Genomic DNA, 22,840 nt, shown 5'->3' with positions numbered 1-22,840 from the left:
GCCGCGGCGGCGGCGCCGTCGGCCGCCGCGCCGAAGAAGCTCCGCCGGCGCGAGAAGGCCTGCGCCGCGGCCTCGTCGTCGAGGGGGAAGTCGCGCGTGCCCCCGCCCTCGATCTCGTCGCGGCGGGCGCGCACCAGGGCCAGGACGTCGGCCTTGCGGAGCCCGTTGCCCGGGCAGGTCTTCTGGTCGGTGAACTCGCGGTGGAAGTGCAGCGACTCGAGCGGGAGCTTGTGCTTGATCTGCACCCGCGCGATCACCTCGACCACGGCGCGCAGCTGCTCGCCCGCCAGCGTCTCGTGGCCCACGTCGAAGTTGCCGATGGTCTCGAACATGAAGGCGCCGCTGCTGAACCCGGTGGCGCTGGCGGGGGTGACGTTCCAGTCGCGGCCGGTCCAGATGGTCCCGTCGGGCGCGATGCTCACGTGCTGGGCGATGTCGCTCCACCCGTTGTTCTGGGTGTGGAACTTCCACATCCCCTCGATGGTGGACAGCCCCCTGTAGTCGGCCTGGGTGGGCTTCCAGGTGTGGTGCATGTGCACCCCGGTGACCTTGCGGGTGAACTTGAAGCGGTCCAGCTCGTCGGCGAACTGCTCGATGGTGAGCTGTCGGAACGGCTTGGGCATGGGACCTCCAGGGGGCGCGGGTAGGCGGACCTGCGGGGCGGGACGGGAGAGTCCGCAGCGCGCGGGGAACGCCGCAGGGAAAGGATGAAAGTCGCATATGCCGCGCCATCCGCGGCACCCCACGTACACTCACCGCAAATCGTTACACGTAAACGACATGGACGACCCGGCGCCCGCGCTCCCGCGCCGCCGGTGAGGCGGGTGGGGCGCGCGTGGGACAGCGCGGGTGGAGCGCGCGCCTCACTCCGGGCCGGCGTGCCGCGCTCGCACGCACCCTGCATTGCGGGCGTCCCTGGATCCGGATCTCCCGACACCGCGACTTTCCCCGGACGAGAATGACGGCACCGCGGCAGGACCCCGCCGAGGCGATCCTGGCGGCCTACGACGGCTTCGTGCGCGAGTTCCGCGAGGTCACCCGGCTGGCGCGGGAGCGCTTCCTGAGCCGCGAGTGGCGCGCTTCGCAGGAGGACGCACAGCGGCGGCTCCTCCTCTACCCGCGCGTGGTCCGCGCCACGGTGGGCGCCCTGGAGGGGCGCGTCACGCCCGGCGAGGCGGAGCTCAAGCCCCGCTTCGCTCGGCTGGTGGAGGAGAGAACCGACGCGGAGCTGGCGAAGACCTTCTACGACTCGGTGGTGCGGCGCCTGCTCGGCAGCGTCGGCGTCGATCCGTCGACGCAGTTCACGCCGGACGGGGCCCCGCCCGAGCCGCGCGAGGACGGCGACCCGGTCCACCTCTCGCTGGGGGGCGCGGGACTCGGGGCGGAGGCGTTCGAGCGGCTCTTCCGCGCCTCGGAGCTCGCGGACGCCTTCGCGGACCCGGCCGGCGACGCCGCGCTCTCTGCCCGCGCGGCGCGCGCGCAGCTCGGCGCCGCGGCGGACGAGGTGCGCGCGCTGGAGGCGCTCCCCTTCCTCTTCTACCGCAACAAGGGCGCGTACTTGGTGGCCCGGCTGCGGCTGGCCTCGGGCGAGGTGCGGCCGCTCGTGGTGCCGCTGCTGCACGACGGCGACGGTGTGCGCCCCGACGCGGTGCTCACCACGCCCGACGAGGTGCACGTCGTCTTCTCCTTCGCGCGCTCGTACTTCCACGCCGACACCGGCCGGCCCGCGGCGGCCATCGCCTTCCTGCGCACCCTGATGCCGGCCAAGCCGCTCCACGAGCTGTACACCTCCATCGGCTACAACAAGCACGGCAAGACGGTGTTCTACCGCGCGTTGGCCGAGCACCTGGCCTGCGGCGAGGCGCGCTTCGAGCCGCCGGAGGGGGCGCGGGGGATGGTGATGAGCGTGTTCACGCTCCCCTCCTTCAACGTGGTGTTCAAGGTGATCAAGGACCGCTTCGGCGCCCCCAAGCAGGTGACGCCGAGCGGGGTGCGGCAGAAGTACCGGCTGGTGTTCCTGCTGGACCGCGTGGGGCGCCTGGTGGACGCGCAGGAGTTCGAGGGCCTGCAGCTGCCGCGCGGCTGCTTCCCCGAGGGCGTGCTGGACGAGCTGCTGGCGGAGGCGGGCGGAAGCGTCTCGGTGGAGGACGGGCGCGTGGTGGTGCGGCACCTGTACACCGAGCGCCGGCTGCGGCCGCTGGACGTGTACCTGCGGGAGTCGGACGAGGAGGCGGCCGTCGAGGCGGTGGTGGAGTACGGGAACGCGGTGAAGGACCTGGCGTGCGCCAACATCTTCCCCGGCGACCTGCTGCTGAAGAACTTCGGCGTGAGCCGCCACGGCCGGGTGATCTTCTACGACTACGACGAGATCTCGCTGCTCACCGACGTGCACTTCCGCTCCCTGCCCACGGCGCGCTACGAGGAGGACGAGATGGGCGCCGAGCCGTGGTTCACGGTGCAGGAGGGCGACGTCTTCCCCGAGGAGTTCGTCCCCTTCCTGGTGCCGGCGGGGCGCCTGCGCGAGGCGTTCATGGACGTGCACGGCGACCTGTTCACCGTGCGCTTCTGGCGCGGGATGCAGGAGCAGCAGGAGGCCGGCGCCGTCCCCGACTTCTTCCCCTACCCGCAGAGCCGGCGGCTCAGGCGGGGGGGACCGGCTGTGGGCTGACGTGGGGCCGGAGCCGGTCAGCGCTCGAACTGCCGCGGATCGTATTCGATCGTTCGAGCCGGGCCGAACGGGGCGAGCTCCCGCCGCGGCGCCTGCCTGAGCGCCGCGACGTGTCTCCCGAGCAGGGTGCGTTCGAGCCGCTGCACGGCGGCCGCCGCACCCTCGACGTTCTCCGGAAGCGGGACCGGATCGAGGAAAATCCGATATTCCGACGGGGCCGGGTGGCCGAAGCGCGCGCGGTGTGAGAACAGCGCACCGAGCGCGGCGTGCAGCTGAACGACGTTCGCGGCCGACTCGGAGAAGAGAATCAGGTCGTGAGAGCTTCCGGCCTCGCGCACGATCATCACGCCCGCCGTGCGCCGCGGCAGGGTCTCGACGAGCGCGAGCGTGACCTGGTGGCTGTGTGGAGTTCCGGGTAATGCCACAGGGGTCCCTCGAGGAGCCCAGACCTCCTGCAAGAGCGCGTGGATGTGAGGATCCGGGCTCGATACGGGTGTGCCTCTCGAGCCGCGGAAGAAGCCCGACAGCACCGTGGAGCGCTGTTCGGGCGGGAGTGCGGCGAGCAGCCGTTCCAGGGCGGCCGGATCCACTCCGGCCCGCAAAGCCGATCGCTCGGCGCTGGTGAGGCGTGGAGTGGATTCGGAGGACATGGGAGCCGGGGCTGCCGGTGAATTGTGGTCCGTGCACGCCGGTAGTAACACGAATGCCGTAAGAAGCACAAGACGTCTCATGTGGGTATCATGCGTCGGCAGTTGAAATACCAAGAGCCGGCTAGTCATATTCCGGATCAGGAGTGCAGACCGTTGTCTGCCATCCGGAGCTGTAGTCGGAGGTGCATGAGAACCGTACTCCATCGAACCATTCGTACCAGGATTCGTCGTTAGGTTGATTATCCCCACTCCCTGTTCCACCGCCCGCCTTACGGATGGCGATGCCATAGGTCTCGTTGACCTGCACCCATATAATCGGAACCAGGGGGTCTATCATGTAACAGGTGGTGCCGATCCAGGCCATACTCCAGCGATGCGTGGATGTCTCGGGTATCGTGGGGACCGTCGAGTACTCCCCGAATGGACTACCCGGCGTTCCGTGGGCAATCAGTAGATCGACCGGAAAGTCGATGTGCTCGGGTTCCTTCGTGATGTGTCCCGGATTGAAGGGGTTCTCGATCACGGAGGTTCCCATCGTGGGATGTGGACACGGCGCGGGGATCGCCTGCGCTCTTGCCGTGACCGGCCACAGAGGAACCGAGAAAAGCGCCAAAGCGCACATAAACCTGGAACAATAGGAAAGAGACATGGCACACGGAGGGGTGAATTGTGAGCAAGTACCTTCTGTTTTTAATAATTGTCCTCTGGTGGCTGGTCAAGAGTGTTCATAAATGTGCACGGCGACCTGTTCACCGTGCGCTTCTGGCGCGGGATGCAGGAGCAGCAGGAGGCCGGCGCCGTCCCCGACTTCTTCCCCTACCCGCAGAGCCGGCGGCTCAGGCGGCCAGTAAGAGAATGAATACCTCCGCTTTATCGCCAGCCGACTCAAGGGGCGGGTGTTGAGCGCTGGAGAATCTGATAAAGAAAACGTCCTATCACGACGTATGCTCCCAGAATAAAGACAATTTTCAGGCAAAAGCACGTGAGAGCCGGCCAATTGATCCAAGCGGGAGCAACAAAGCTGTCCCCGGCGGCAACTCCTTTACGCTCCTTGTATCGCGCGAATGTACCCCACAAAATTGCAGCGCTCACATATTGAAATAAATCGAGAGCTAGACCAACGATGATCAGGAAGCCGGCAGTTAGTAGCTCGTCAGGAACCCGGGGCACGCCGCGAACTTCTGATTTGAACAGCCAAATGATTGCAATACCCGCAAAGGCGAGTTGACGTACGATATCACTCACCTTTGTGGAACGCTGGAAATAATAGTCGCGCGCTTCTTTGAGTGTGATCATGATTATTCACCTAGCCAACGCGCTCTGCCCGTTCCTGCTTAACGCCCTTTCCTTCCAGGACCTCCGCTACCAGTCCCGGGACCTGCGCTTGTTCCTGGACCTGCGAATGCGTCTTTCAAGCCTTTTCCAGGGCGAAAAGAGGCGCTGGTGGAGGGCGTGATCTCAATCTCTTTCCCCGTCCGGGGATTGCGCCCCTTACGAGCTTCGCGGCGCTTGCTCTCGAAGCTCCCAAACCCTGTGATCTGAACCTTGTCGCCGCCCCGCAGGGTCTTGGCAATTATTCCATCATCGACACTGAACAGTGCATCGACGACTCTCGCTGCCTCAGACCGACTGAGGTCTGCACGGCTGGCAAGCTGCTGGACCAATTCAGACTTGTTCATGGCCTGTTGATTTGGTTGGTGTGACTCTCCGCTGATAAATCGAGCATGGCATAGCAGCAGCCAACCAAAATAATTCTGTGGGACCCAAAGACAAGAAGTTTGTCCGAATAGACCCGCAGAAGCACTCTCTAGATAATCCGGAAGAGACCTGAACTTCGCGCGGTCCCTACAGCGCCTCCCCCTGGCACTCCGGGCACTGCACGGCGAGGTACTGGAGCCAGTTGACGACCTCGTGCGGCTCGGGGAAGTCGTGCCCCTCGCCGGCGTCCGCGGCCTCGTGGATCACGCCGTACTGGTCCGCGATCACCACGGCGGCGCCGGACGTGCCGAGGCGAGCGGCGAGCGTTCGATCGGGATCGGCGAGGATCGTGAACGACTCGAAACCGTCCTCACGCATTGCGGCGGCGGAGTCGGGGGATTCGGGGACGAGGATCACGACTCGCCCGTCCCACTCGGCGATGCCATCCGACGAGGCGGCAAGGCGGCGCAGCCAGGCGCGGCAGCCCTCGCAACCGGCGCCGTGGACGAGGACGAGCACGGGCGACACCCGGCCGGGCGGGCGCAGCGGCGTCGGCGCGCCGGCGGGCGCGGAGGGCAGCCTCAGGTCCGGAAGTCGGCGGGCGCCGAGCTTCAGCTCCTGCTCGTGCTGGTTGTCCATCGAACTCGCTGGCTGTCGAAGGTCTCATGCAGGCGTCGCGCATTCAATTCCGTACAAGGGGCGAGGCCTGCCTCGCCCGGCGGGTGCCAGTCCGTGCGCTGCAGGCGGCCACTTGCGCCGAAGCCGGCTATCCTCGGACTCGCAGGCTCGCCCCTACGGAACTTCCTCGCGCTGAACAGGCACGGCGCGATTCCCCGGGTTTGATTCCCTACCGCACCGCCGCCAGCACGCGCTGCACCAGGTCGTCCACGGCGTCGTTCTGGATCCAGCGCGCCACCACCACCAGGTCGTGCTCGGGGTCCACGTAGATGGCGTTGGTGCCGTTGCCCAGGTGCACGAAAGCGGTCGCCGGCGCGGCCGGGAAGCGCTTGCGGTCGGTGTTCAGGAAGTAGTTCATGAACCCGTAGCCCGGCTCGGCCGTCGTCGGCGTGAGCGCCCGGCGGATCCAGTCTTCCGAGAGGATGCGGCGGTCCCTCCAGCGGCCGCGGTGCAGCGTCAGCAGCCCGAAGCGGGCCATGTCGCGCGCGCTGATGAACATCCCCCCGCCCCAGTGCCCGCCGCCGCTCACCGACTGGATGGCGGCGCCGTCCATCACCACCCACGAGTTGTCGTAGCCGTACCAGCGCCAGGTGGGCGAGGCGCCGATCGGGTCCATCACCTCCTCGCGCAGCACCTGCGGGAGCGGGCGGCGCCAGACGTTGAGCGCGGCCAGCGCCAGCGCGTTCACCCGCACGTCGTTGTACTCGTACGCCGAGCCGGGATCCTTGCGCGGCCGCGTGGCCCACTCCGCGGGCTCGCCGGTGGGGCGGTCGGCCCACTCGGGCTTCCCCCAGAGCGTCCCCTCGAAGTCGCTGGTCTGCCGCAGCAGGTGCTCCCAGGTGATGCGCCGGTTGTGCGGCGTGTCGAAGGGATTGAGCACCTCGGCGCCGCCCAGCATCTCCGCCGCGCCGCGCCGGGCCGCCGCCTGCTCGGAGAGCACGAACACGGGCGCCATCGACCGCCCCACCGGCTCGTCCAGCCGGATCAACCCCCGGTCGTACGCCAGCCCGACCACGGTGGAGAGGAAGCTCTTGGTGACGCTGAACGTCATGTCCACGCGGTACGGATCGCCCCACTCGGCCACGATGTAGCCGCGCCGGACGATCATCCCCGACGCCTCGCCGCGCTCCTTGAAGGGGCCGATCGCCTCGCCGAACGGCTCGCGCCCGAAGGTCTGGTAGTGCGCCACCTCCAGGCTGCGCGGCGCGCGCGACTCGCTGGCCCGCGCGAACTCGACGGCCTCGCGCACCCTGGCGGGGTCCATCCCCACCTGCTCGGGGGCGCGGCGCTCCCAGTCGTCCCCCGTGCCGGGGAAGTAGGCGCGTTGCGCGAGCGCCGGCGCGTCCGCGTGCGCGGTGGAGGCGCCCGCGAGGAGCAGGACGGCGAGCGTGCGGCGGAATCTGACCTGCATTCTGTCCCTCGAAAGTGAACGGGATTCGCGTCCTCCCGACCGGGCGGAGAACGCTACCATATCGCTCCCCCGCCCCGGCGGCAACGCGCGGGCCGCGGCCGGGTACACCGCCTGTCGCGCATCTCCCGGTGCGAAGTGCGAGGTGCGAGGTGCGAAGTGCGTTCGCAGGAAACCCGTGGCCGTCGAACTGATTGGGACGACGATGATCAAGCCCGCGCCGCTCACCCTCCTGCTCGCGCTCGCCGCGAGTCCCCTCGCCGCGCAGTCCACGCCGGCCCCGGAGGTGGCGGACGTCGAGGTCACCGGCGCCCGCGCGGTGGACGAGCGGCTGATCCGGACGACGATCCTCACGCGGGAGACGCGGGTGCAAATCGCCGCTCCTGGCCTGGGCGTGCGCGGCGGGCGCGGACTGGGCGCGGCAGAAGGCGCGGCTCGACACCGTCCAGGTTCGCCGCGACGAGGCGCGCATCGACTCGCTCCACGCCGCGTGGGGCTACGTCGACGCGCGGACGACCTCGGAAGTGCGTCCGGCGGGCGGCGGCGCCGTGGTCGTCGTCTTCCGCGTCGAGGAGGGCCGGCCGCTGGTCGTGCGCTCGCTGCAGGTGCGCGGGCTGGAGCCGTTCGCGGACTCGATCGACCTCCCCGACCTCCCGCTGGGCACGGGCGGCGTCTACGCGCTGCCGCGGCTGGAGGCGGCGCAGCGGGCCATCGCCCGGGCCCTGGCCGAGCTGGGCTACGCGTTCGCGATCGTTGAGGTCTCCGGCTCCGTCTCGCGCGAGGCGCACGCGGCCGACGTGGTGCTGGAGGCCGTCCCCGGCCCCCGCGCCGTCTTCGGGTCGACGACGATCCGCGCCGAGGGGCCGCTCCAGGAGCGCGACGTGCGGGCGCGGCTGGGCTGGCGCGTGGGCGAGCGCTTCGACCCCGACGCGCTGGAGACCATGGCCGAGCGGCTCTACCGACTGCCGATCGTGGAGCGCGTGGCGCTGGAGCCCCGGCGCGCGGCCGCGGCGGACAGCGTGGTGGAGACCCTGGTGGCGGTGGAGACGGGGCGCAGGACGGGGTTCCAGGCGGAGGGGATCGTCTCCCGCAGCGCCTGCCTGGGCGGTACGGCGTGGTGGGCGAGCCGCTACTTCCTGGGCGCGCCGCGGGTGTTCGCCCTGCGCGTGGGCGGGTCGAACCTCTTCGCCGACCAGCTCGGCGGCCTGTGCGCCGGCGAGGACGAGTTCGCGGACCCCGACTACTTCGCGCGCGCCGAGCTGCGCCAGCCGCTGGGCGCCGCGAGCTGGCTGCTGCTGGACGCGGAGGTGAGCCGCGAATCCGCCACGCGCGCGTACATCCGCCGCGGCGTGAGCGGGCGCATCGCCTACGCGACGCAGCTGGCGCGCGGGCTGGACGGGCTGATCGGCTACGCGCCCGAGCGGAGCGACAACGAGGCCGGCGCGCCGTTCTTCTGCGCGCTGTACGCCGTCTGCGCCGGGGCGGCGCTGGACGCGCTGACCGGCACCGCCACGCTGGCGCCCGCCGAGCTGAGCGCCGCCTACACGCCGCCGGGCGCCCGCCGCCCCGCCCTCGGCCCGCGGGCCACGTGGGACCCGCTGCGCCCGATCCCCGACTGGCTGTTCTCGACGCGCGCCACGCTCAGCGCCGCGGGCGGGCCGACGGGCTCGGAGTACGACTTCGCGAGCGCGGTGCTGGAGGGCAACGCCACGCGGCTCGTGGGCGGGCGCGCGGAGCTGGCGGCGCGCGTCCGCGCCGGCGCGCTGGCGGGGGCGCGCGACCCGCTCCCGCCGCAGGTGCGCCTCTTCGGCGGCGGCCCGCGCGGGGTGCGCGGTGTCCCGCAGAACCTGCTCGGCCCCCGGCTCCTCGTCGTCCGCGCGGACGAGGGCGAGAACCTCGGCTGCGCGCTGGCCGCGGGCGCGTGCGAGGGCGTGGAGGTCGACCCCGGCGCCGTGTTCCCGCGCGCCACCGGCGGCGAGGCGCTGGTGGAGGCGAGCGCCGAGGCGCGCTGGTGGGTGGCGAACCGCCTGCAGCTCGCCGCCTTCGCCGACTTCGGCGCGGTCCGCAGCGGGGCCGCCCCGGGCGCGCCGTCCGCCGTCCGCCGCACCGAGTCGATCCTGACGCCGGGGATCGGCGTTCTGGCGGTCACCGCCGTCGGCCCCGTCCGCGTCGACGTCGCCTACAACCCCTCCCCCGCGCGCACCTACCCGCTCTTCGCGCGCGACCCCGACGGCGACGGCTACCTCTATCTCGGCAACGTCGTCTACGACCCCTTCGGCCACGACGGAGCCGGGGGTTGGAAGGAGTTCGGGCGACGGCTGCAGCTCCAGCTCACGCTGGGGCAGGTGTTCTGAGGGGTCGACGCCTACCGTGCGAGCGCCTGAAGGCGCCCGCTGGAACTACGGGAAGCCCTTCGGGCTGCGGACGCCGGCATCCGCGCATCATGCGGAGCACGTGAAGGGAGAGAACCTGCCGAGCTCGTCATGCGGTGACGTTCGCGTCCCGAGCCGAATCCATCCCCCCGAATGCGGTTGAAGCCTCGCTCGACGTGACCGGCCCTCCACACCGGTGCCTGGCGAGGCTTTCCGTAGGTCCAGCGAGCGTGTTTACGCGCTCGCGATGGGGGCGCCCCAATGAGTCATCTCCGCCAACATTGACGCTTCGGCTCTTCTTCGGTATCATGTACCGAAGCAAACCCGAAGCGCTGGAGGTGGCGGATGGAGGCGAACCTCACCCTCGAGCAGAAGCTCGACGTGCTGATGACGATGGCGGCGGACGACCGCGAGGCGCCGCCCTCGGGCGGGAGCGCGCTGCCGCCGCGGCTGCGCAACGCGAAGGCGCGGGGCGTGGGGGCGCTCCGGCCGCTCAACATCCGCAACCTGCGCGTGACGGGCGGGCGGGTGTCGCTGCTGCGCATCCTGATGACCAACGCGTGCAGCTTCAACTGCCACTACTGCCCCATGCGCCGCGACCGCAACCTGCCGCGCACCCTGCTCAAGCCCGAGGAGCTGGTGCGCGTGTTCCTGGCCGCGCACCAGCGGGGGTGGTGCGAAGGGCTGTTCATCACCACCGGCATCCCCGCCCGGCCGGTGAAGGTGATGGACGACCTGGTGCGCGTGCTGGAGCTCTTGCGCGAGCGCCACGGCTTCCGCGGCTACGTGCACGTGAAGATCGTCCCCGGCGCCGAGACCGCGCAGATCGAGCGGCTCACCCGGCTGGCCAGCCGCGTGTCGCTGAACCTGGAGGCGCCCTGCGGCCAGAGCCTGGTGCAGATCGCCCCCGAGAAGAGCTTCGCCACCTCGCTCGCCGCGCTGGACCAGGCGCGCGCCCTGGTGAAGCGCGAGCAGGCCGAGCGCGCCGAGGGGCGCCCCCGCGACCCGCTGCACCCCGGCGGCGCGGCGGGGATGACGGTGCAGTTCGTGGTCGGCGCCACGCAGGACAGCGACCGCACGCTCCTGGGGCGCGTCACCGACCTGTACGCGGGCGGCGGGGTGCACCACGCGCACTTCAGCGCCTTCCGCCCGATCCGCGAGACGCCGCTGGAAGACGCGCCGGCCGCCCCCGCGCTCCGCGAGCAGCGCCTCTACCAGGCCGACTACCTCCTGCGCTCCTACGGCTTCGGCGCCGACGAGGTGGTGTTCGACGAAGCGGGCAACCTGCCGCTCGGCCGCGACCCCAAGACCTCGTGGGCGCTCGCCCACCCCGAGCGCTTCCCCGTGGAGGTGCGCACGGCCGGCTACGAGGAGCTGCTGCGCGTCCCCGGCATCGGCCCCGGCGCCGCCCGGCGCATCGTGGCCGAGCGCGGCGGCACGGTGCTGCGCGGGCTGGCGGACCTGCGCAGGCTGGGGGTGGTGACCACGCGCGCGGCGGGCTTCCTCACCCTCGGCGGCAGGCGGCTGCAGACGGTGAAGTGGACCGAGCAGCTCGGCTTCTGGGGCCCGGAAGACGACGCCGGGCGCCCCCACCTGGTCTACGACGTCAGCCCGGGCACGTTCAGGTAGGACTCGTGATTCCGACGGGGGAGAACCGGGAGGAGGGGGGAATCATGGATTCGTGGCGGCAGGCGGAAGATCCGCGCGACGACGACGCGCGGGCGCATCCCGTACCGACGCTCTATCACCTTTTCCCGGCGGTCGGGGCGCCGCACCTGGTCGGGTCCGACGTCACTCCCCGACCACGAAGCTGCTCGCCGCCCTGCACCCCTGGGGGTCCGCCACCGGCTTCGAGCGCCGCGCGGTGATGCGCGCGCCCACCAGCAGCGCGCCGTCCGCGCGCAGCTCCGCGCGGTACAGGCGCCCCGTCGCGCGCATGCGCACCGGCGGTCCGACCGTGCCGTCGGCGAAGACGGGCGCGGCGAACAGGGCCGCGGCCGGCGTCCGCACCGCGCGCGCGACCATCACCTGCGCCCCCCCGCGCGCGGGGAAGCCCAGCCGGAGCTCCGCGCCCGCGTCGCAGTAGCGCCAGGCGTCGACCGCGGGCTCCGCCGCGTGGGCCATGGCGCGCGCGGTGGCGTTCTCGTAGAGCGAGAAGGTGACGCCGGCGCCTCCCTCCCAGCGCGCCCGGACCAGCCGCAGCAGCGCCCCGTGCTGGTACACCCACGGCGCGGGGGAGGCGGGCGTGCCGGCGTCCGGGCACTCGTACGTGTGCGCCGCCACCACCCACCGGTGCCGGTGCAGCTCCCCGGCCCACCAGGGAGCGCGCACGAACCGCCCCTCGCACGGGACGGGCTCGAGCATGGTCCCGGGCCGCTGCAGCGCCGCGAAGACGTACGTGCTCCAGTAGCCGCCGAGGAGCGGTGCGCCCGGCGCCCGCGCCTCGAGGCGGGCGGCCAGCTCCGTCGGCGGGTCCCTGCGAGGTCCGGGCGCCGCCGGCACCCGCAGCCCGCCCACCACCAGGCCCGCGGCTCCCGCCAGCGCGAGCACCGCGCGCCGCCGGCGCGCCAGCCCGGGGAGGCTCGCGAGCAGGCCCGCCAGCGCGAGCAGCCCGGCCAGCGTCCCGAACACGAAGACGAGCGAGAAGTAGCGGCCGGCGAACTGGTTGACGCGCACGTGGCGCACCAGGAAGAACACCGGCAGCTGGGCGGCCGCGAGCGCCCAGCAGGCGAGGACCAGCGCCGCTCCCTCCACCCGCCAGCGCTCCCCGCCGGGCACCCGTCCGCCGCGCGCCCGCCAGAGCACGACCGCGGCGGCGCAGGCCCCGGCGGTGGCCGCCGCCAGCAGGGGCATGGAGGCGGACCCGGCCAGCACCTTCAGCACCTGCCGCGCGTTGTCCGCCAGGTGTCCCCGGTCGAGCACCAGGCCGGTGCGGAACTCCTGCCCGAAGCGGGCGTGGGCGTAGCCGTAGAAGGCGGCGCGGAGCGCCCGCTCGGCCAGGATGCCCGCGCCCACCACGAGCCCTCCCTCCCCCCACCTCTGGAGCACGGAGCGGCCCGGCTCCGCGTCCAGCGCGCGGGCCCGGACGGCCTCGACGCCGGCGACGACCAGGAGCAGCGGCCCGCTCAGCGGCGACGTCCAGTGGGCGAGGAACGCCACGAAGGCGGTGGCGGCGCGCAGGCCCCACCCGCCCCGCCCGGCCGGGCCGGGCCGCTCGGCGAGCCGGTGGAGCCCCCACCAGGCGAGCAGCAGCGCGGTGATCTGCCAGGCGTAGGGGTGCGCGGCGTCGAAGAGGCTGAAGCGGGAATCGGAGTTGCCCACGAGAACGGCGGCCAGCAGGCCCGCCGCCGCCCACCGCCAGGCTCCCGCGAGGCGCGCCATCACCACGACCGCCGCCAGCACCCACGCCGTGGCCGCCAGGTGCAGCCCCGCGTAGTCGAAGGTGTGCCCGAAGACCCGGCCGGCCGCGCGCAGCAGCAGCAGGTGCCACGTGCCCAGCCGGTCCTGGCCCCAGTAGTAGAGGTCGAACAGGCTCCACTCCCCGGCGCGCGCCATCAGCACGGGGATGGCCAGGTCGGAGTTGAAGGCCGGCGGGCGGGGGATGAGCGCGCGGCTGACCCACGGCGCGGCGAGCGCCGGCAGGCACGCCAGCCCTGCCGCCCGCAGCAGCCGGGCCCACCCGCCCGCGCGAGGGACCGCCGCGAGCTTCACGCGCACCCTCCGGCGCCGCTCTCCGGCCACGCCGCTCGTCGACGTCGTCGGATCCGGAACGGCGGGTGGGGAAAGCTTCGTGTCCATCGATTCGGGAGATCGGAAAACGGGGGGAGGGGACCACATAGATACACCCGTCGGGATCGCCCGGCAAGAAACACCCGATCCCGGGCGCACGGCTCCACCCCCGCGCCTTTCCCCGCGGACGCGCCCGCCGCATCCTTCCGGGCGGACGAGCCCTATCGGGAGGAGCGGAGATGACCGACGCAGGGGAGCCGCGCCCGCTGGAGGGGGTGCGGGTGGTCACGCTGGCGGTGAACGTGCCGGGGCCGGCCGCGGCGGCGCGGCTGCACGCGCTCGGCGCCCGGGTGACCAAGGTGGAGCCGCCCGAGGGCGATCCCCTCGCGCTGGCGAGCCCGGCGTGGTACGACGAGCTGGCCCGCGGCCAGCGGGTGCTCCGCCTGGACCTGAAGGAGGCGGACGGGCGGGCGCGCCTGGAGGAGATCCTGGCGGAGAGCGACCTCCTGCTCACGTCGTCGCGGCCGGCGGCGCTGGAGCGGCTGGGGCTCGCCCGGGGCGCGCTGCACGCCCGGCACCCGCGGCTGGCGCAGGTGGCGGTCACCGGCTGCCCGGCGCCGCACGAGAACCGCGCGGGGCACGACCTGACCTACCAGGCGGCGCTGGGCCTGGTCGAGCCGCCTTCCCTCCCCCGCACCCTCCTGGCCGACCTGGCCGCCGCCGAGCGCGCGGTGAGCGCCGCGCTGGCGCTGATGCTGGCGCGCGCGCGGAGCGGCGAGGAAGGCTACGCCGAGGTGTGCATCCAGGAAGCCGCCGCCGCCTTCGCCGCCCCGCTGCGCCACGGGCTCACGCGCCCCGGCGGCTGGCTCGGCGGCGGAATGGACGTCTACGGCCTCTACCGGGCGCGCGAGGGATGGATCGCCCTCGCTGCCCTGGAGCCGCGGTTCCGGCAGCGGCTGGCGGAGGCGCTGGGGGTGGACGCGCTCGGCCGCCCGCGCCTGGAAGCCGCCTTTCTCGCCCGCACGGCGGACGAGTGGGAGGCGTGGGCGCTGGAGCACGACCTGCCGATCGCTGCGGTGCGGGACGCGAGCGGCTGATGCTCGAGGGTGGTCATCCCGAGGGAAACGTCCGACGTAAGCTGCGTCGGAGCCGCAGTTTGGACGCTCCCGAAGGATCTATTCGATGCGGCTGGGCACCGGCTGTCGCGCAGGGAGCCGGCCACCAGGAAGGCGAAGTAGATTCCTCGGTCGCCGCCAGGCTTCGTCGTGGGTGCTGGTTCGAGCGCAGCGGCTCCCTCGGAATGACATCAGCGGTGACGTCGATCGTGGCGCGGCGCGCTCCCGCCCGACGAACGCAGGACGCGCGCGGAGGCCTCCCCGCGCGCGTCCCTGCCCTCTCACCGATTTCGCACTTCGGACTTCGCACTCAGTAGCCGCGCTGCGCCCGCCGCACACCGAAGGTCCGGCCGGGCCAGCCGCCGCGGCGCGGGTGGGCGGGCTCGGAGATGCGCTCGATGGCCTCCTCCACCTCGGCCTCGCGGACTTCGTCGAGGCCCGCGTAGCTCACCGCCAAGTCGGCCTGCGAGATGATCCCCACCAGCCGCCCGTCGCGGTCGGTGACCGGCACGCGGCGCACCCGCTCGCGCTTCATCACGTCCAGCACGTCGTGCACGGTGTCGTTGCGGCCCACGGTGGCCACGCCGGGCGTCATGTAGTCGCCCACCTTCGCGCCGCCGTCCTTCCCGTCGGCCAGCGCGCGAACCACGATGTCGCGGTCGGTGATCACCCCCACCAGCGTGCGGTCCTCGTCGCCATCGACGACGGGGATCACGCCCACGTCCAGCTCGCGCATGGTCTTCGCCACCTCGGCCAGCGTGGTGTCGGCGGTCACGGCGTGCGGGTCCTCGGTCATGATCTGCCACGCGCAGATGCGGTCGGAGTCGCTCCGGCCGCGCTCGTAGCCGCCCTCGCCCTCGTATCCTCCCTGGCCGTAGCCGCCGGGCTCGCCCTCGTAGCCGCCGCCCCGGCCACCGTGCTCGTACGGCCCCTGCCCGCGGCCGCGGCGCCCGCGCTCGTGGACCACGCCCTCGGCGCCGGTGTGGCCGTAGTACTCCTCGTCGTACCACCGGCCGTCCGGACGGCGGAACGAGAAGCGCCCCTGCCCCCACGGGCCCGGATACATCCCCGCCTGCGGCGCCGCGTCGGGCACGTACCACACGTCGTAGCGCCCGCGGCCGCCCCGGTAGTCCCTTCCGTAGCCGTCCATCCCATTCCCTCCGTCGTTCCGGCGGTCGTCTCGCCCCGCTCGCCAAACCCGGCGGGACCGGGCGCCTTCGCCGCAGGACCGGTGCCGCGCGCACGAGACCGTTGCAACTCCACCCGGCGCGGCGCATCGTTTCCGATCCCGCGCCTCGCGAGCTCCACCCCTTTCCGGAGACGTCCCGATGAGCATTCGCCTCCAGGTGCAGCACCGGTTCTCCGCCCCGCCCGAGCGCGTCTTCCGGGCGCTCACCGACCTCGACCGCGCGGGAGACTGGATGCCCGGCCACGTCAGCGCCGTGAAGCTCGGCGGCGACGGCTTCGGGGTGGGCACCCAGTGGCGCGAGACGCGGAAGATGTTCGGCCGCGAGGCCACGGAGACGTTCGAGGTCACCGAGATGGACCCGCCGCGCCGCCTGGGCCTGCGCGTGGACGGCACGAAGGGCGCCTCGAAGCGCGGCGAGTACCTCTTCACCTACGTCCTCACGCCCCGGGACGGCGGCACCGACGTGGTGATGGACGGGGAGATCCGCGGCATGGGAAAGGTCTGGGAGCTCGTCGGCAGGTTGATGGCGGGCCTCTTCCGCAAAGCCATCGTCAAGGACATGCAGGCGATGGACGACTACCTGAAGCGCACGGCGCCGGAGCCGACGGCGGTGGCGTAGGGCTACACCGGGAAACCTCTGGTCTCACGCAGAGTCAGCAGAGAACCCCTTCTGTCGACTCTGCTGACTCTGCGTGAGACGAGTCTTTTGCCGTTCCCCTCCCTCACCCATCGTAGCTCGGCGGCGGCCGGTGCACGATGTTGCCGCTCACCCCCGCCCGCAAGCTGCCCGCGCGCACGAAGCCGCCTCGCTGCTTGTCGAAGACGAAGCTCTCGAAAGTGTCTCCCGACGGTGTCTCGACCTCGACGAGGATGACCGACGGCGTATCCCCGGCGTTCACCCAGGCGACGAAGCTCACGCTCCCGAGCTGCACGAAATCGTCGAAGAGCGTATAGGCCAGGCTGTCGTCGCGGACGATCAGGGCCCAGCGCTGGCCGTCGTCCCACATGGGCCGCCCGCGCGTGTCGCGCCCCACGTCGGCGTACAGCTCGATGCGCTCCTCCGTCCCGTCCGCGTCCACGTCCACCCCGGCGCTGTCGATGAGCGTGGGGTAGAGCCGCGGCACCGCCCCCGCGCGAATGACCGCCGCCGAGTCCCCCGCCGGGGCCGCCGCGGGCCGCGCGGAGTCCGGCGCCGACGAGTCGGGCGCGGGGGCGGCCGCGGCGGGCGGATCTGCCTCCCCCGTGCGCTGCTGCCCGGCGAAGAGGTAGCCGCCCAGAAATCCCGCCACCGCGACGACGACGAATCCGATCAGGCGAGCCAAGGTGGTTCTCCGTGTTGGGCGTGGTGGCTCTGGTCCAAAGGCGGCTGAAGCCGCGGCAACGACGGCGAAAAGCCTGCCTTCGCAGGCTCCATCCACGCATTCCCCGGGTTCCGCACCGGGCGAGCTTCGCACCTCCTCACGACGGAGCCCGGCACGGCGAGCCGAATGCCGCCCCCACACCGAAGGAGCCCGCGCAGGCGGGCTTTGCGCAGTAGTTGCTGCGGGTTCACCCGCCCGGACGGATGCCCGCCGTACGTGCGAGGTCGTTCCCTGCGGCTCAACGTCGCGCGGCGCGGCGCGCGCCGCAAGGAACGGCCGGTCGGGCGGGTCTTCCCTTCCGGCGCCGGAAGGCGGATCTTGTCCGGACTCCCGGCACAGGAACAGCGACGAGGGACGATGCGGACGACCAGCCGCCCCGGGGCGGATGAGCGGTAGAGGCGCGCCGGACGGGCGGGCCCGCGCGCGCGAGGCGGTGCCGGAGACGCCCGAGCTGGAGGGGATGGCCGCGGAGGTCGAGCCCGGCGAGCCCGGCGAGGGCGGAGACGCCGCGGGCGGCCGGCTCCCGCGCTTCTCGGCGGGGCTGCGCTACATGGCGGCGGGAGCGTTCTTCTTCAGCGTGATGAGCCTGCTGGTGAAGATGGCCGGACGGCGCCTGCCCAGCCAGGAGATCGTGCTGGTGCGCGCCGTGGTCACCCTGGCGCTCAGCTGGTGGGCGGTGCGCCGCGCGAGAGTCGCGCCGTGGGGGAACAACCGGCCGCGGCTGGTGCTGCGCGGGATCGTGGGCTTCCTGGCGCTGTCGGGCTTCTACTACTCCGTGGTGCACCTGCCGCTCGCCGACGCCACCGTCATCCAGTACACGAACCCGGTGTTCGCCGTGCTGCTGGCCGTGCCCGTGCTGCACGAGCGGCTGCGCGCGCGCGAGGTGCTGGTGGTGCTGGTGAGCATGGCCGGCGTGGTGGTCGCCACGCGCCCCACCTTCCTCTTCGGGCACGGCGAGGGCGCGCTGGACCACGTGGCGGTGGGGATCGGGCTGTTCGCGGCCATGTGCAGCGCGGCCGCGTACGTCACCGTGCGCAGCCTGCGCGGGCGCGAGGAGCCGCTGGTGATCGTATTCTACTTCGCCCTGGTCTCCACGCTGGGCGCGCTGGCCACGGGGCTGCCGGGGGCGGTGTGGCCGACGGGGACGGAGTGGCTGGTGCTGCTGGGCGTGGGCGTCACCACGCAGCTGGGGCAGGTGTCGATCACGCGCGGGCTGCACCTGGAGCGCGCCGGCCGCGCCACCGCCACGGCGTACCTGCAGATCGTCTTCGCCGCGCTGTGGGGCGCGCTCTTCTTCGCCGAGCTCCCCGACGCGGGGACGGCCGCCGGCGCGGTGCTGATCGTCGCCGGCACCCTGGCCCTGGCCCGCCGCGAGGAGACGCCGGAGGCCGAGCCGGCGTCCTGACGGTGCGAAGTGCGAAGTGCGAAGTGACCTCGGCGCGAGGTGACGGCGTTTCGGTGCCGAAGCCGGTGTCCGCGCCGAACCAACCTGCGACGGCAGGCTTCTCGCCGTTGCTGCCGCGGGTTCACCTGTCCGACTTCGGGGATATAGGCATATTGCCAATATGCTAATTACCTATTAACGTAGCAGGAGGGCCGGGTGACAGCGCCTTTCCTCGTGGACCAGGGACCAGGGACGATGCGCTACCGCTACCACACGCTCGACGTCTTCACCGACCGCGTCTTCGGCGGCAACCCGCTGGCGGTCTTTCCCGACGCGCGCGGGATCCCGAACGGGCAGATGCAGCGCGTTGCGCGGGAGTTCAACCTGTCCGAGACCGTCTTCGTGCTGCCGCCGGAGACCGCGGAGGGCACGCGCCGCGCCCGCATCTTCACTCCCACCGCGGAGCTGCCGTTCGCCGGGCACCCGACCGTGGGCACCGCCATCCTGCTCGCCGCGCTCGGCGAGGTGGCGCTGGATGGCGGGGAGACGCGCATCGTGCTGGAGGAAGGCGTCGGCCCCGTCTCCGTGCTCGTTCGCGGGCAGGACGGCCGCCCCGAGTTCGCGCAGCTCTCCGCGGCGCAGATGCCCGAGACCCGCCCATCGCCCGTCGGTCGCGACGAGCTCGCCGCGCTGCTCGGCCTGTCGCCGGACGACGTGCTGGAGGGCGAATTCTCCCCCGCGCCCGTCTCGTGCGGCGTCCCCTTCCTGGTCGTTCCCCTGCGCGGCCTGGACGCCCTCGGCCGCGCGCGCCTGGACCCCACACGCTGGGAGCGGCTGCTGGCGGGCACGTGGGCGCCGCAGGTCTACCCCTTCGCCCCCGCCGGGCCCCCCGCCGACTTCCGCGTCCGCATGTTCGCGCCGGCACTGGGGGTCGCCGAAGACCCCGCTACCGGCGCGGCGGCCGCCGCGTTCGCCGGCTACCTGGCGCTGCGCGAGACGACGGACGGCGCCTTCCGCTGGACGCTCGAGCAGGGGATCGAGATGGGCCGCCCGAGCACGCTCCACGTCGAGGCCGACCGGGCCGCCGGCCGGGTCGCCGCCATCCGCGTCGGCGGCTCCGCCGTGCAGGTCGGCGAAGGCTGGATGGAGATCCCGGACGAGTAGACCGTCCATCGGGCCCACACTCGAATCTGGAGCCTCGCGCGCACCGCCCCCACCCCCGCGACGAAGCCGTCCGGCGAGGCTTCCTGCCTTCGTTGCCGCGGCTTCAGCCGCCCTTCCCACCGCCCCTTCCGCGATACACCGCCGCCCGCCCGCGACCCTCCTCCGTCGCGCTGGTCCGCACCTTGAACAACATCCCGAAACGCGCGCGGAGCGGGCCGTTCAGGCTTTGCCCCACGCGCGCGGACCCGGCGGACGAGAAGAAAGGGGCGGACGGATGACGGAGCAGGAGCGGCAGGCGGGCCCGAGCGTACGCGCCCAGGTGGTGGGAGCCCCCACCACCGACGTGGGGAAGGGCGTGGCCCGCCTCGCGAAGCAGACGCTGGACGAGCTGGGGATCCGGGAGGGCGACGTGGTGGAGATCGCGGGAAAACGCAGCACCACGGCCATCGCGCTGTCCGCCTACCCCAGCGAGGACGGCGCGGGCACCATCCGGCTGGACGGGCTGCAGCGCGCCAACGCCGGCGTCGGCATCGGCGACCACGTGGAGGTGCGCCGCGCCGAGGTGCGCCCCGCGCGCCGCGTGAGCGTGGCCCCCGCGCAGAAGAACATCCGCCTGCTGGGCACCGGCGAGGCGCTCCGGCGCACCCTCTTCCACCGCCCGCTCACCGCCGGCGACGTCATCTCCACCTCCGTCTTCCGCCCCCCGAACACCCGCGCCACCGACCGCCCGATCATGCCCGACGACCTGCTGCGCAACCTGCTGCAGCAGAGCACCTACGGGCTGCAGGAGGTGCGGCTCGCCGTGGTCAACACCCAGCCGCGCGGGATCGTGCGCGTGGTGGAGGACACCGAGATCGAGCTCCTCCCCGAGTACGTCGACACCGAGGAGCAGCGCCGCGCCGACGTCACCTACGACGACGTGGGCGGACTCGGCGACACCATCGGCCAGGTGCGGGAGATGATCGAGCTCCCGCTCAAGCACCCCGAGCTCTTCCAGCGCCTGGGGATCGACCCGCCCAAGGGAGTGCTCCTGCACGGCCCGCCCGGGACGGGGAAGACGCTCCTGGCCCGCGCCGTGGCCAACGAGGCCGACGCGCGCTTCTTCCACGTGGCGGGCCCCGAGATCATGGGGCGCTTCTACGGCGAGAGCGAGCAGCGGCTGCGCGAGATCTTCCAGCAGGCACAGAAGCAGGCCCCCTCCATCGTCTTCATCGACGAGATCGACTCCATCGCCCCCAAGCGCGAGGAGACCAAGGGCGAGGTGGAGCGCCGCATCGTGGCCCAGCTGCTGACCCTGATGGACGGGCTGGAGCCGCGCCAGAACGTGGTGGTGATCGGCGCCACCAACCGCCCCAACGCCCTCGACGAGGCGCTGCGGCGCCCGGGGCGCTTCGACCGCGAGATCGTCATCGGCGTCCCCGACGCCGGCGGGCGCGAGGAGATCCTGTCCATCCACACCCGCGGGATGCCGCTCGAGCCGGACGTGGAGCTGCCTGAGCTGGCGCGCGTCACCTACGGCTTCGTGGGCGCCGACCTCTCCGCCCTGGCGCGCGAGGCCGCCATGGAGACGCTGCGGCGCATCCTCCCCCGCATCGACCTGGACGACGGCGGCGAGATCCCGCCCGAGGTGCTGGATGCGCTGGTGGTCACCCGCGACGACTTCCTGGGCGCGCTCAAGCGGGTGCAGCCCTCGGCCGTGCGCGAGATCATGATCCAGGTGCCTAACGTCGGCTGGGACGACATCGGCGGGCTGGAGGAGGCCAAGCGCGCGCTCAAGGAGGGCGTCGAGCTCCCGCTCCGGCACCCCGACGCCTTCCGCCGGCTCGGCATCCGCCCCGCCAAGGGCTTCCTCCTCTACGGGCCGCCGGGGACGGGGAAGACGCTCATCGCCAAGGCCGTGGCGCGCGAGTCGGAGGCCAACTTCATCTCCGCCAAGTCCAGCGACCTGCTGTCGAAGTGGTACGGCGAGAGCGAGCAGCAGGTGAGCCGCCTCTTCCAGCGCGCCCGCCAGGTGGCGCCCACGGTGATCTTCGTGGACGAGATCGACTCGCTGGCGCCCGAGCGCGGCGGCGGCGTGGGCGAGCCGGCGGTCACTGAGCGGGTGGTGAACACGCTCCTGGCCGAGATGGACGGGCTGGAGGAGATGAACGGGATCGTGGTGATCGGGGCCACCAACCGCCCCACGCTGGTGGACCCGGCGCTCTTGCGCCCCGGGCGCTTCGACGAGATGGTCTACATCCCCGTCCCCGACCTCGAGGGCCGGCGCAAGATCCTCGGCATCCACACCGGCGGCATGCCGCTGGCCGACGACGTGGACCTGGACTCGCTGGCCGATCGCACCCAGGGCTACACCGGCGCCGACCTGGAAGACCTGGTGCGCCGCGCGGGGCTGCAGGCGCTGCGCGAAGACCTCGAGTCGCCGCGGGTGGAGATGCGCCGCTTCGAGGCCGCGCTCGCGGAGAGCCGCGCCAGCGTGACCCCCGACATGGAGCGCGAGTACGAGCAGATCGCCGACGAGCTGAAGCGCGAGGGCCCGCGCGGCCGCCGGCAGATCGGCTTCACCGTGCCCGGGACCGGCGCGGCGCAGGCTTGAGCCGGCTGGCCGGGGCGGGGCCGGGAGCGTAGAATCGGAGGAGGAGGCGCTCCCACCCCGAGCCCGGGAGACGGTTATGCCCTTCGAGCCGAAGCAGAACCCGTTCGGCGACGACGACGACGCGGCCGGCGGGCCCGACGTGGCGTCGCTCCTCTCGGCGGCGCACCAGGAGGCGCTGCGCGTGCACGACAGCCCCGTGCGCGCCGACCAGCTCGCCGACAGGCTCCCCGCCCTGGCGCGCGCCGTGGCCGAGAGCGACCTGATCGAGGAGTACCGCGACCGCATCCGCGCCCACCTGGCCGACGCCGAGCGCGTGCTGCGCCGCGACGACGACGGCCGCGAGGCCGCGAAGCACCTCGACGCCGCCCTGCGCCTGGCCGAGCGCAAGCCCCGCAATCCCTCCCCCTTCCTGGACGACCTCTGACGTCAGGTCCGGTCGATCGCCCGGTTCAGGCCGCCCGTTCCGAGGCCCGGCCACACGGAAGCGGCACTGCCACGGATCGCCGCGGGGCCGAAGAACCCTTCATACGATCTTCCGAAACCAACAGTACATCCCACGCCGCACAAGAAGTCATCCTGAGGGAGCGTCCGCGCGTAGTTCGCTCCCGCGCAGATGGTTGGACGCGACCGAAGGATCTACTCCGCGTGTCTGGTGGCCAGATGGGGTGCGCAGAAGCCAGCCTCGCTCCGGGGTGAGTAGATCCTTCGGTCGCCGCCAGACACTGGTGTCGGGGCAGGTTCGGCGCAGCGGCTCCCTGAATAGAAACTACGGAGCCGGGGTCGCGCTCTTCAGGCGGCCTTCCGCAGTTCCACCTTGTAGCCGAGCCTCTC

At 72.2% G+C, this 22,840-nt stretch carries 20 protein-coding genes; 10 read left to right on the top strand and 10 right to left on the bottom strand.

Annotation, left to right across the window (positions count from 1 at the left end; genetic code table 11):
* Nucleotides 1–623: peptidoglycan recognition family protein (locus tag VF746_11875; GenBank protein HEX8693113.1), on the bottom strand; the 623-nt coding region annotated here is incomplete at its 3' end.
* Nucleotides 624–958: 335 nt separating this feature from the next.
* Between VF746_11875 and aceK the strand changes: the two genes are divergently transcribed.
* The gene (gene aceK / locus VF746_11870; GenBank protein HEX8693112.1) at nt 959–2,668 is read left to right on the top strand and encodes a bifunctional isocitrate dehydrogenase kinase/phosphatase; all 1,710 of its coding nucleotides are present in this window, start codon (nt 959–961) and stop codon (nt 2,666–2,668) included.
* Nucleotides 2,669–2,685: 17 nt separating this feature from the next.
* Here the strand turns inward: aceK and VF746_11865 are convergent, their stop codons facing one another.
* On the bottom strand, nt 2,686–3,318 hold the full coding sequence (locus tag VF746_11865; protein ID HEX8693111.1) for a hypothetical protein: 633 nt from the start codon (nt 3,316–3,318) through the stop codon (nt 2,686–2,688).
* Nucleotides 3,319–3,439: 121 nt separating this feature from the next.
* A complete protein-coding gene (locus VF746_11860) occupies nt 3,440–3,841 on the bottom strand; it encodes a hypothetical protein (protein HEX8693110.1) in 402 nt (133 codons plus the stop codon).
* A 198-nt stretch (nt 3,842–4,039) separates the two neighbouring features.
* Between VF746_11860 and VF746_11855 the strand changes: the two genes are divergently transcribed.
* The gene (locus tag VF746_11855; GenBank protein HEX8693109.1) at nt 4,040–4,177 is read left to right on the top strand and encodes a hypothetical protein; all 138 of its coding nucleotides are present in this window, start codon (nt 4,040–4,042) and stop codon (nt 4,175–4,177) included.
* A 26-nt stretch (nt 4,178–4,203) separates the two neighbouring features.
* On the opposite strand, the gene VF746_11850 is transcribed toward VF746_11855, so the two are convergent.
* From VF746_11850 to VF746_11835, 4 genes are all read right to left on the bottom strand, one after another.
* On the bottom strand, nt 4,204–4,614 hold the full coding sequence (locus VF746_11850; protein HEX8693108.1) for a hypothetical protein: 411 nt from the start codon (nt 4,612–4,614) through the stop codon (nt 4,204–4,206).
* A gap of 38 nt (nt 4,615–4,652) precedes the next feature.
* On the bottom strand, nt 4,653–4,997 hold the full coding sequence (locus VF746_11845) for an HU family DNA-binding protein (protein HEX8693107.1): 345 nt from the start codon (nt 4,995–4,997) through the stop codon (nt 4,653–4,655).
* Between the two features lie 166 nt (nt 4,998–5,163).
* The gene (locus tag VF746_11840) at nt 5,164–5,655 is read right to left on the bottom strand and encodes a redoxin domain-containing protein (protein HEX8693106.1); all 492 of its coding nucleotides are present in this window, start codon (nt 5,653–5,655) and stop codon (nt 5,164–5,166) included.
* A 208-nt stretch (nt 5,656–5,863) separates the two neighbouring features.
* Nucleotides 5,864–7,105, bottom strand: a complete 1,242-nt coding sequence (locus VF746_11835) for a serine hydrolase (protein ID HEX8693105.1) — start codon at nt 7,103–7,105, stop codon at nt 5,864–5,866.
* A gap of 521 nt (nt 7,106–7,626) precedes the next feature.
* Between VF746_11835 and VF746_11830 the strand changes: the two genes are divergently transcribed.
* Nucleotides 7,627–9,456, top strand: coding sequence for a BamA/TamA family outer membrane protein (locus tag VF746_11830; protein ID HEX8693104.1), 1,830 nt, complete (start codon nt 7,627–7,629; stop codon nt 9,454–9,456).
* A 363-nt stretch (nt 9,457–9,819) separates the two neighbouring features.
* On the top strand, nt 9,820–11,103 hold the full coding sequence (locus VF746_11825; protein ID HEX8693103.1) for a radical SAM protein: 1,284 nt from the start codon (nt 9,820–9,822) through the stop codon (nt 11,101–11,103).
* A 162-nt stretch (nt 11,104–11,265) separates the two neighbouring features.
* Here the strand turns inward: VF746_11825 and VF746_11820 are convergent, their stop codons facing one another.
* Complete coding sequence (locus VF746_11820; GenBank protein ID HEX8693102.1) at nt 11,266–13,185, bottom strand: hypothetical protein; 1,920 nt, start codon at nt 13,183–13,185, stop codon at nt 11,266–11,268.
* A gap of 257 nt (nt 13,186–13,442) precedes the next feature.
* Between VF746_11820 and VF746_11815 the strand changes: the two genes are divergently transcribed.
* Nucleotides 13,443–14,300, top strand: a complete 858-nt coding sequence (locus VF746_11815; protein ID HEX8693101.1) for a CoA transferase — start codon at nt 13,443–13,445, stop codon at nt 14,298–14,300.
* A gap of 328 nt (nt 14,301–14,628) precedes the next feature.
* Here the strand turns inward: VF746_11815 and VF746_11810 are convergent, their stop codons facing one another.
* Nucleotides 14,629–15,468 carry a CBS domain-containing protein gene (locus VF746_11810; GenBank protein ID HEX8693100.1) on the bottom strand — a complete coding sequence of 280 codons (840 nt, stop codon included), beginning with the start codon at nt 15,466–15,468 and terminating at the stop codon, nt 14,629–14,631.
* Nucleotides 15,469–15,646: 178 nt separating this feature from the next.
* Between VF746_11810 and VF746_11805 the strand changes: the two genes are divergently transcribed.
* Nucleotides 15,647–16,126 (top strand): SRPBCC family protein, encoded by a 480-nt coding sequence (locus tag VF746_11805; protein ID HEX8693099.1) that lies wholly within the window; start codon nt 15,647–15,649, stop codon nt 16,124–16,126.
* 103 nt (nt 16,127–16,229) lie between these two features.
* On the opposite strand, the gene VF746_11800 is transcribed toward VF746_11805, so the two are convergent.
* Nucleotides 16,230–16,829, bottom strand: a complete 600-nt coding sequence (locus VF746_11800) for a hypothetical protein (protein HEX8693098.1) — start codon at nt 16,827–16,829, stop codon at nt 16,230–16,232.
* A gap of 424 nt (nt 16,830–17,253) precedes the next feature.
* Between VF746_11800 and VF746_11795 the strand changes: the two genes are divergently transcribed.
* The 4 genes from VF746_11795 (at nt 17,254) to VF746_11780 (ending at nt 22,433) form a co-directional block, all read left to right on the top strand.
* Nucleotides 17,254–18,273 (top strand): DMT family transporter, encoded by a 1,020-nt coding sequence (locus VF746_11795; protein HEX8693097.1) that lies wholly within the window; start codon nt 17,254–17,256, stop codon nt 18,271–18,273.
* Nucleotides 18,274–18,468: 195 nt separating this feature from the next.
* A complete protein-coding gene (locus tag VF746_11790) occupies nt 18,469–19,416 on the top strand; it encodes a PhzF family phenazine biosynthesis protein (protein ID HEX8693096.1) in 948 nt (315 codons plus the stop codon).
* Between the two features lie 274 nt (nt 19,417–19,690).
* On the top strand, nt 19,691–22,009 hold the full coding sequence (locus VF746_11785) for a CDC48 family AAA ATPase (GenBank protein HEX8693095.1): 2,319 nt from the start codon (nt 19,691–19,693) through the stop codon (nt 22,007–22,009).
* A 76-nt stretch (nt 22,010–22,085) separates the two neighbouring features.
* A complete protein-coding gene (locus tag VF746_11780; GenBank protein HEX8693094.1) occupies nt 22,086–22,433 on the top strand; it encodes a hypothetical protein in 348 nt (115 codons plus the stop codon).
* The last annotated feature ends 407 nt before the right edge of the window (nt 22,434–22,840 follow it).

It is taken from the genome of Longimicrobium sp., assembly GCA_036389795.1.
Taxonomy (GTDB): domain Bacteria; phylum Gemmatimonadota; class Gemmatimonadetes; order Longimicrobiales; family Longimicrobiaceae; genus Longimicrobium.
The sequence above is the reverse complement of the archived record's forward strand: the minus strand, read 5'-3'. Positions and strand labels throughout refer to the sequence as shown.

What these genes read in the sequence shown, in the direction of transcription:
- VF746_11865 (HEX8693111.1), bottom strand. Translation starts at nt 3,318, where the DNA reads ATGTCCTCCGAATCCACTCCACGCCTCACCAGCGCCGAGCGATCGGCT.
- VF746_11850 (HEX8693108.1), bottom strand. Translation starts at nt 4,614, where the DNA reads ATGATCACACTCAAAGAAGCGCGCGACTATTATTTCCAGCGTTCCACA.
- VF746_11805 (HEX8693099.1), top strand. Translation starts at nt 15,647, where the DNA reads ATGAGCATTCGCCTCCAGGTGCAGCACCGGTTCTCCGCCCCGCCCGAG.
- VF746_11780 (HEX8693094.1), top strand. Translation starts at nt 22,086, where the DNA reads ATGCCCTTCGAGCCGAAGCAGAACCCGTTCGGCGACGACGACGACGCG.
- VF746_11840 (HEX8693106.1), bottom strand. Translation starts at nt 5,655, where the DNA reads ATGGACAACCAGCACGAGCAGGAGCTGAAGCTCGGCGCCCGCCGACTT.
- VF746_11810 (HEX8693100.1), bottom strand. Translation starts at nt 15,468, where the DNA reads ATGGACGGCTACGGAAGGGACTACCGGGGCGGCCGCGGGCGCTACGAC.
- VF746_11825 (HEX8693103.1), top strand. Translation starts at nt 9,820, where the DNA reads ATGGAGGCGAACCTCACCCTCGAGCAGAAGCTCGACGTGCTGATGACG.
- VF746_11785 (HEX8693095.1), top strand. Translation starts at nt 19,691, where the DNA reads ATGACGGAGCAGGAGCGGCAGGCGGGCCCGAGCGTACGCGCCCAGGTG.
- VF746_11815 (HEX8693101.1), top strand. Translation starts at nt 13,443, where the DNA reads ATGACCGACGCAGGGGAGCCGCGCCCGCTGGAGGGGGTGCGGGTGGTC.
- VF746_11835 (HEX8693105.1), bottom strand. Translation starts at nt 7,105, where the DNA reads ATGCAGGTCAGATTCCGCCGCACGCTCGCCGTCCTGCTCCTCGCGGGC.
- VF746_11845 (HEX8693107.1), bottom strand. Translation starts at nt 4,997, where the DNA reads ATGAACAAGTCTGAATTGGTCCAGCAGCTTGCCAGCCGTGCAGACCTC.
- VF746_11795 (HEX8693097.1), top strand. Translation starts at nt 17,254, where the DNA reads ATGAGCGGTAGAGGCGCGCCGGACGGGCGGGCCCGCGCGCGCGAGGCG.
- aceK (HEX8693112.1), top strand. Translation starts at nt 959, where the DNA reads ATGACGGCACCGCGGCAGGACCCCGCCGAGGCGATCCTGGCGGCCTAC.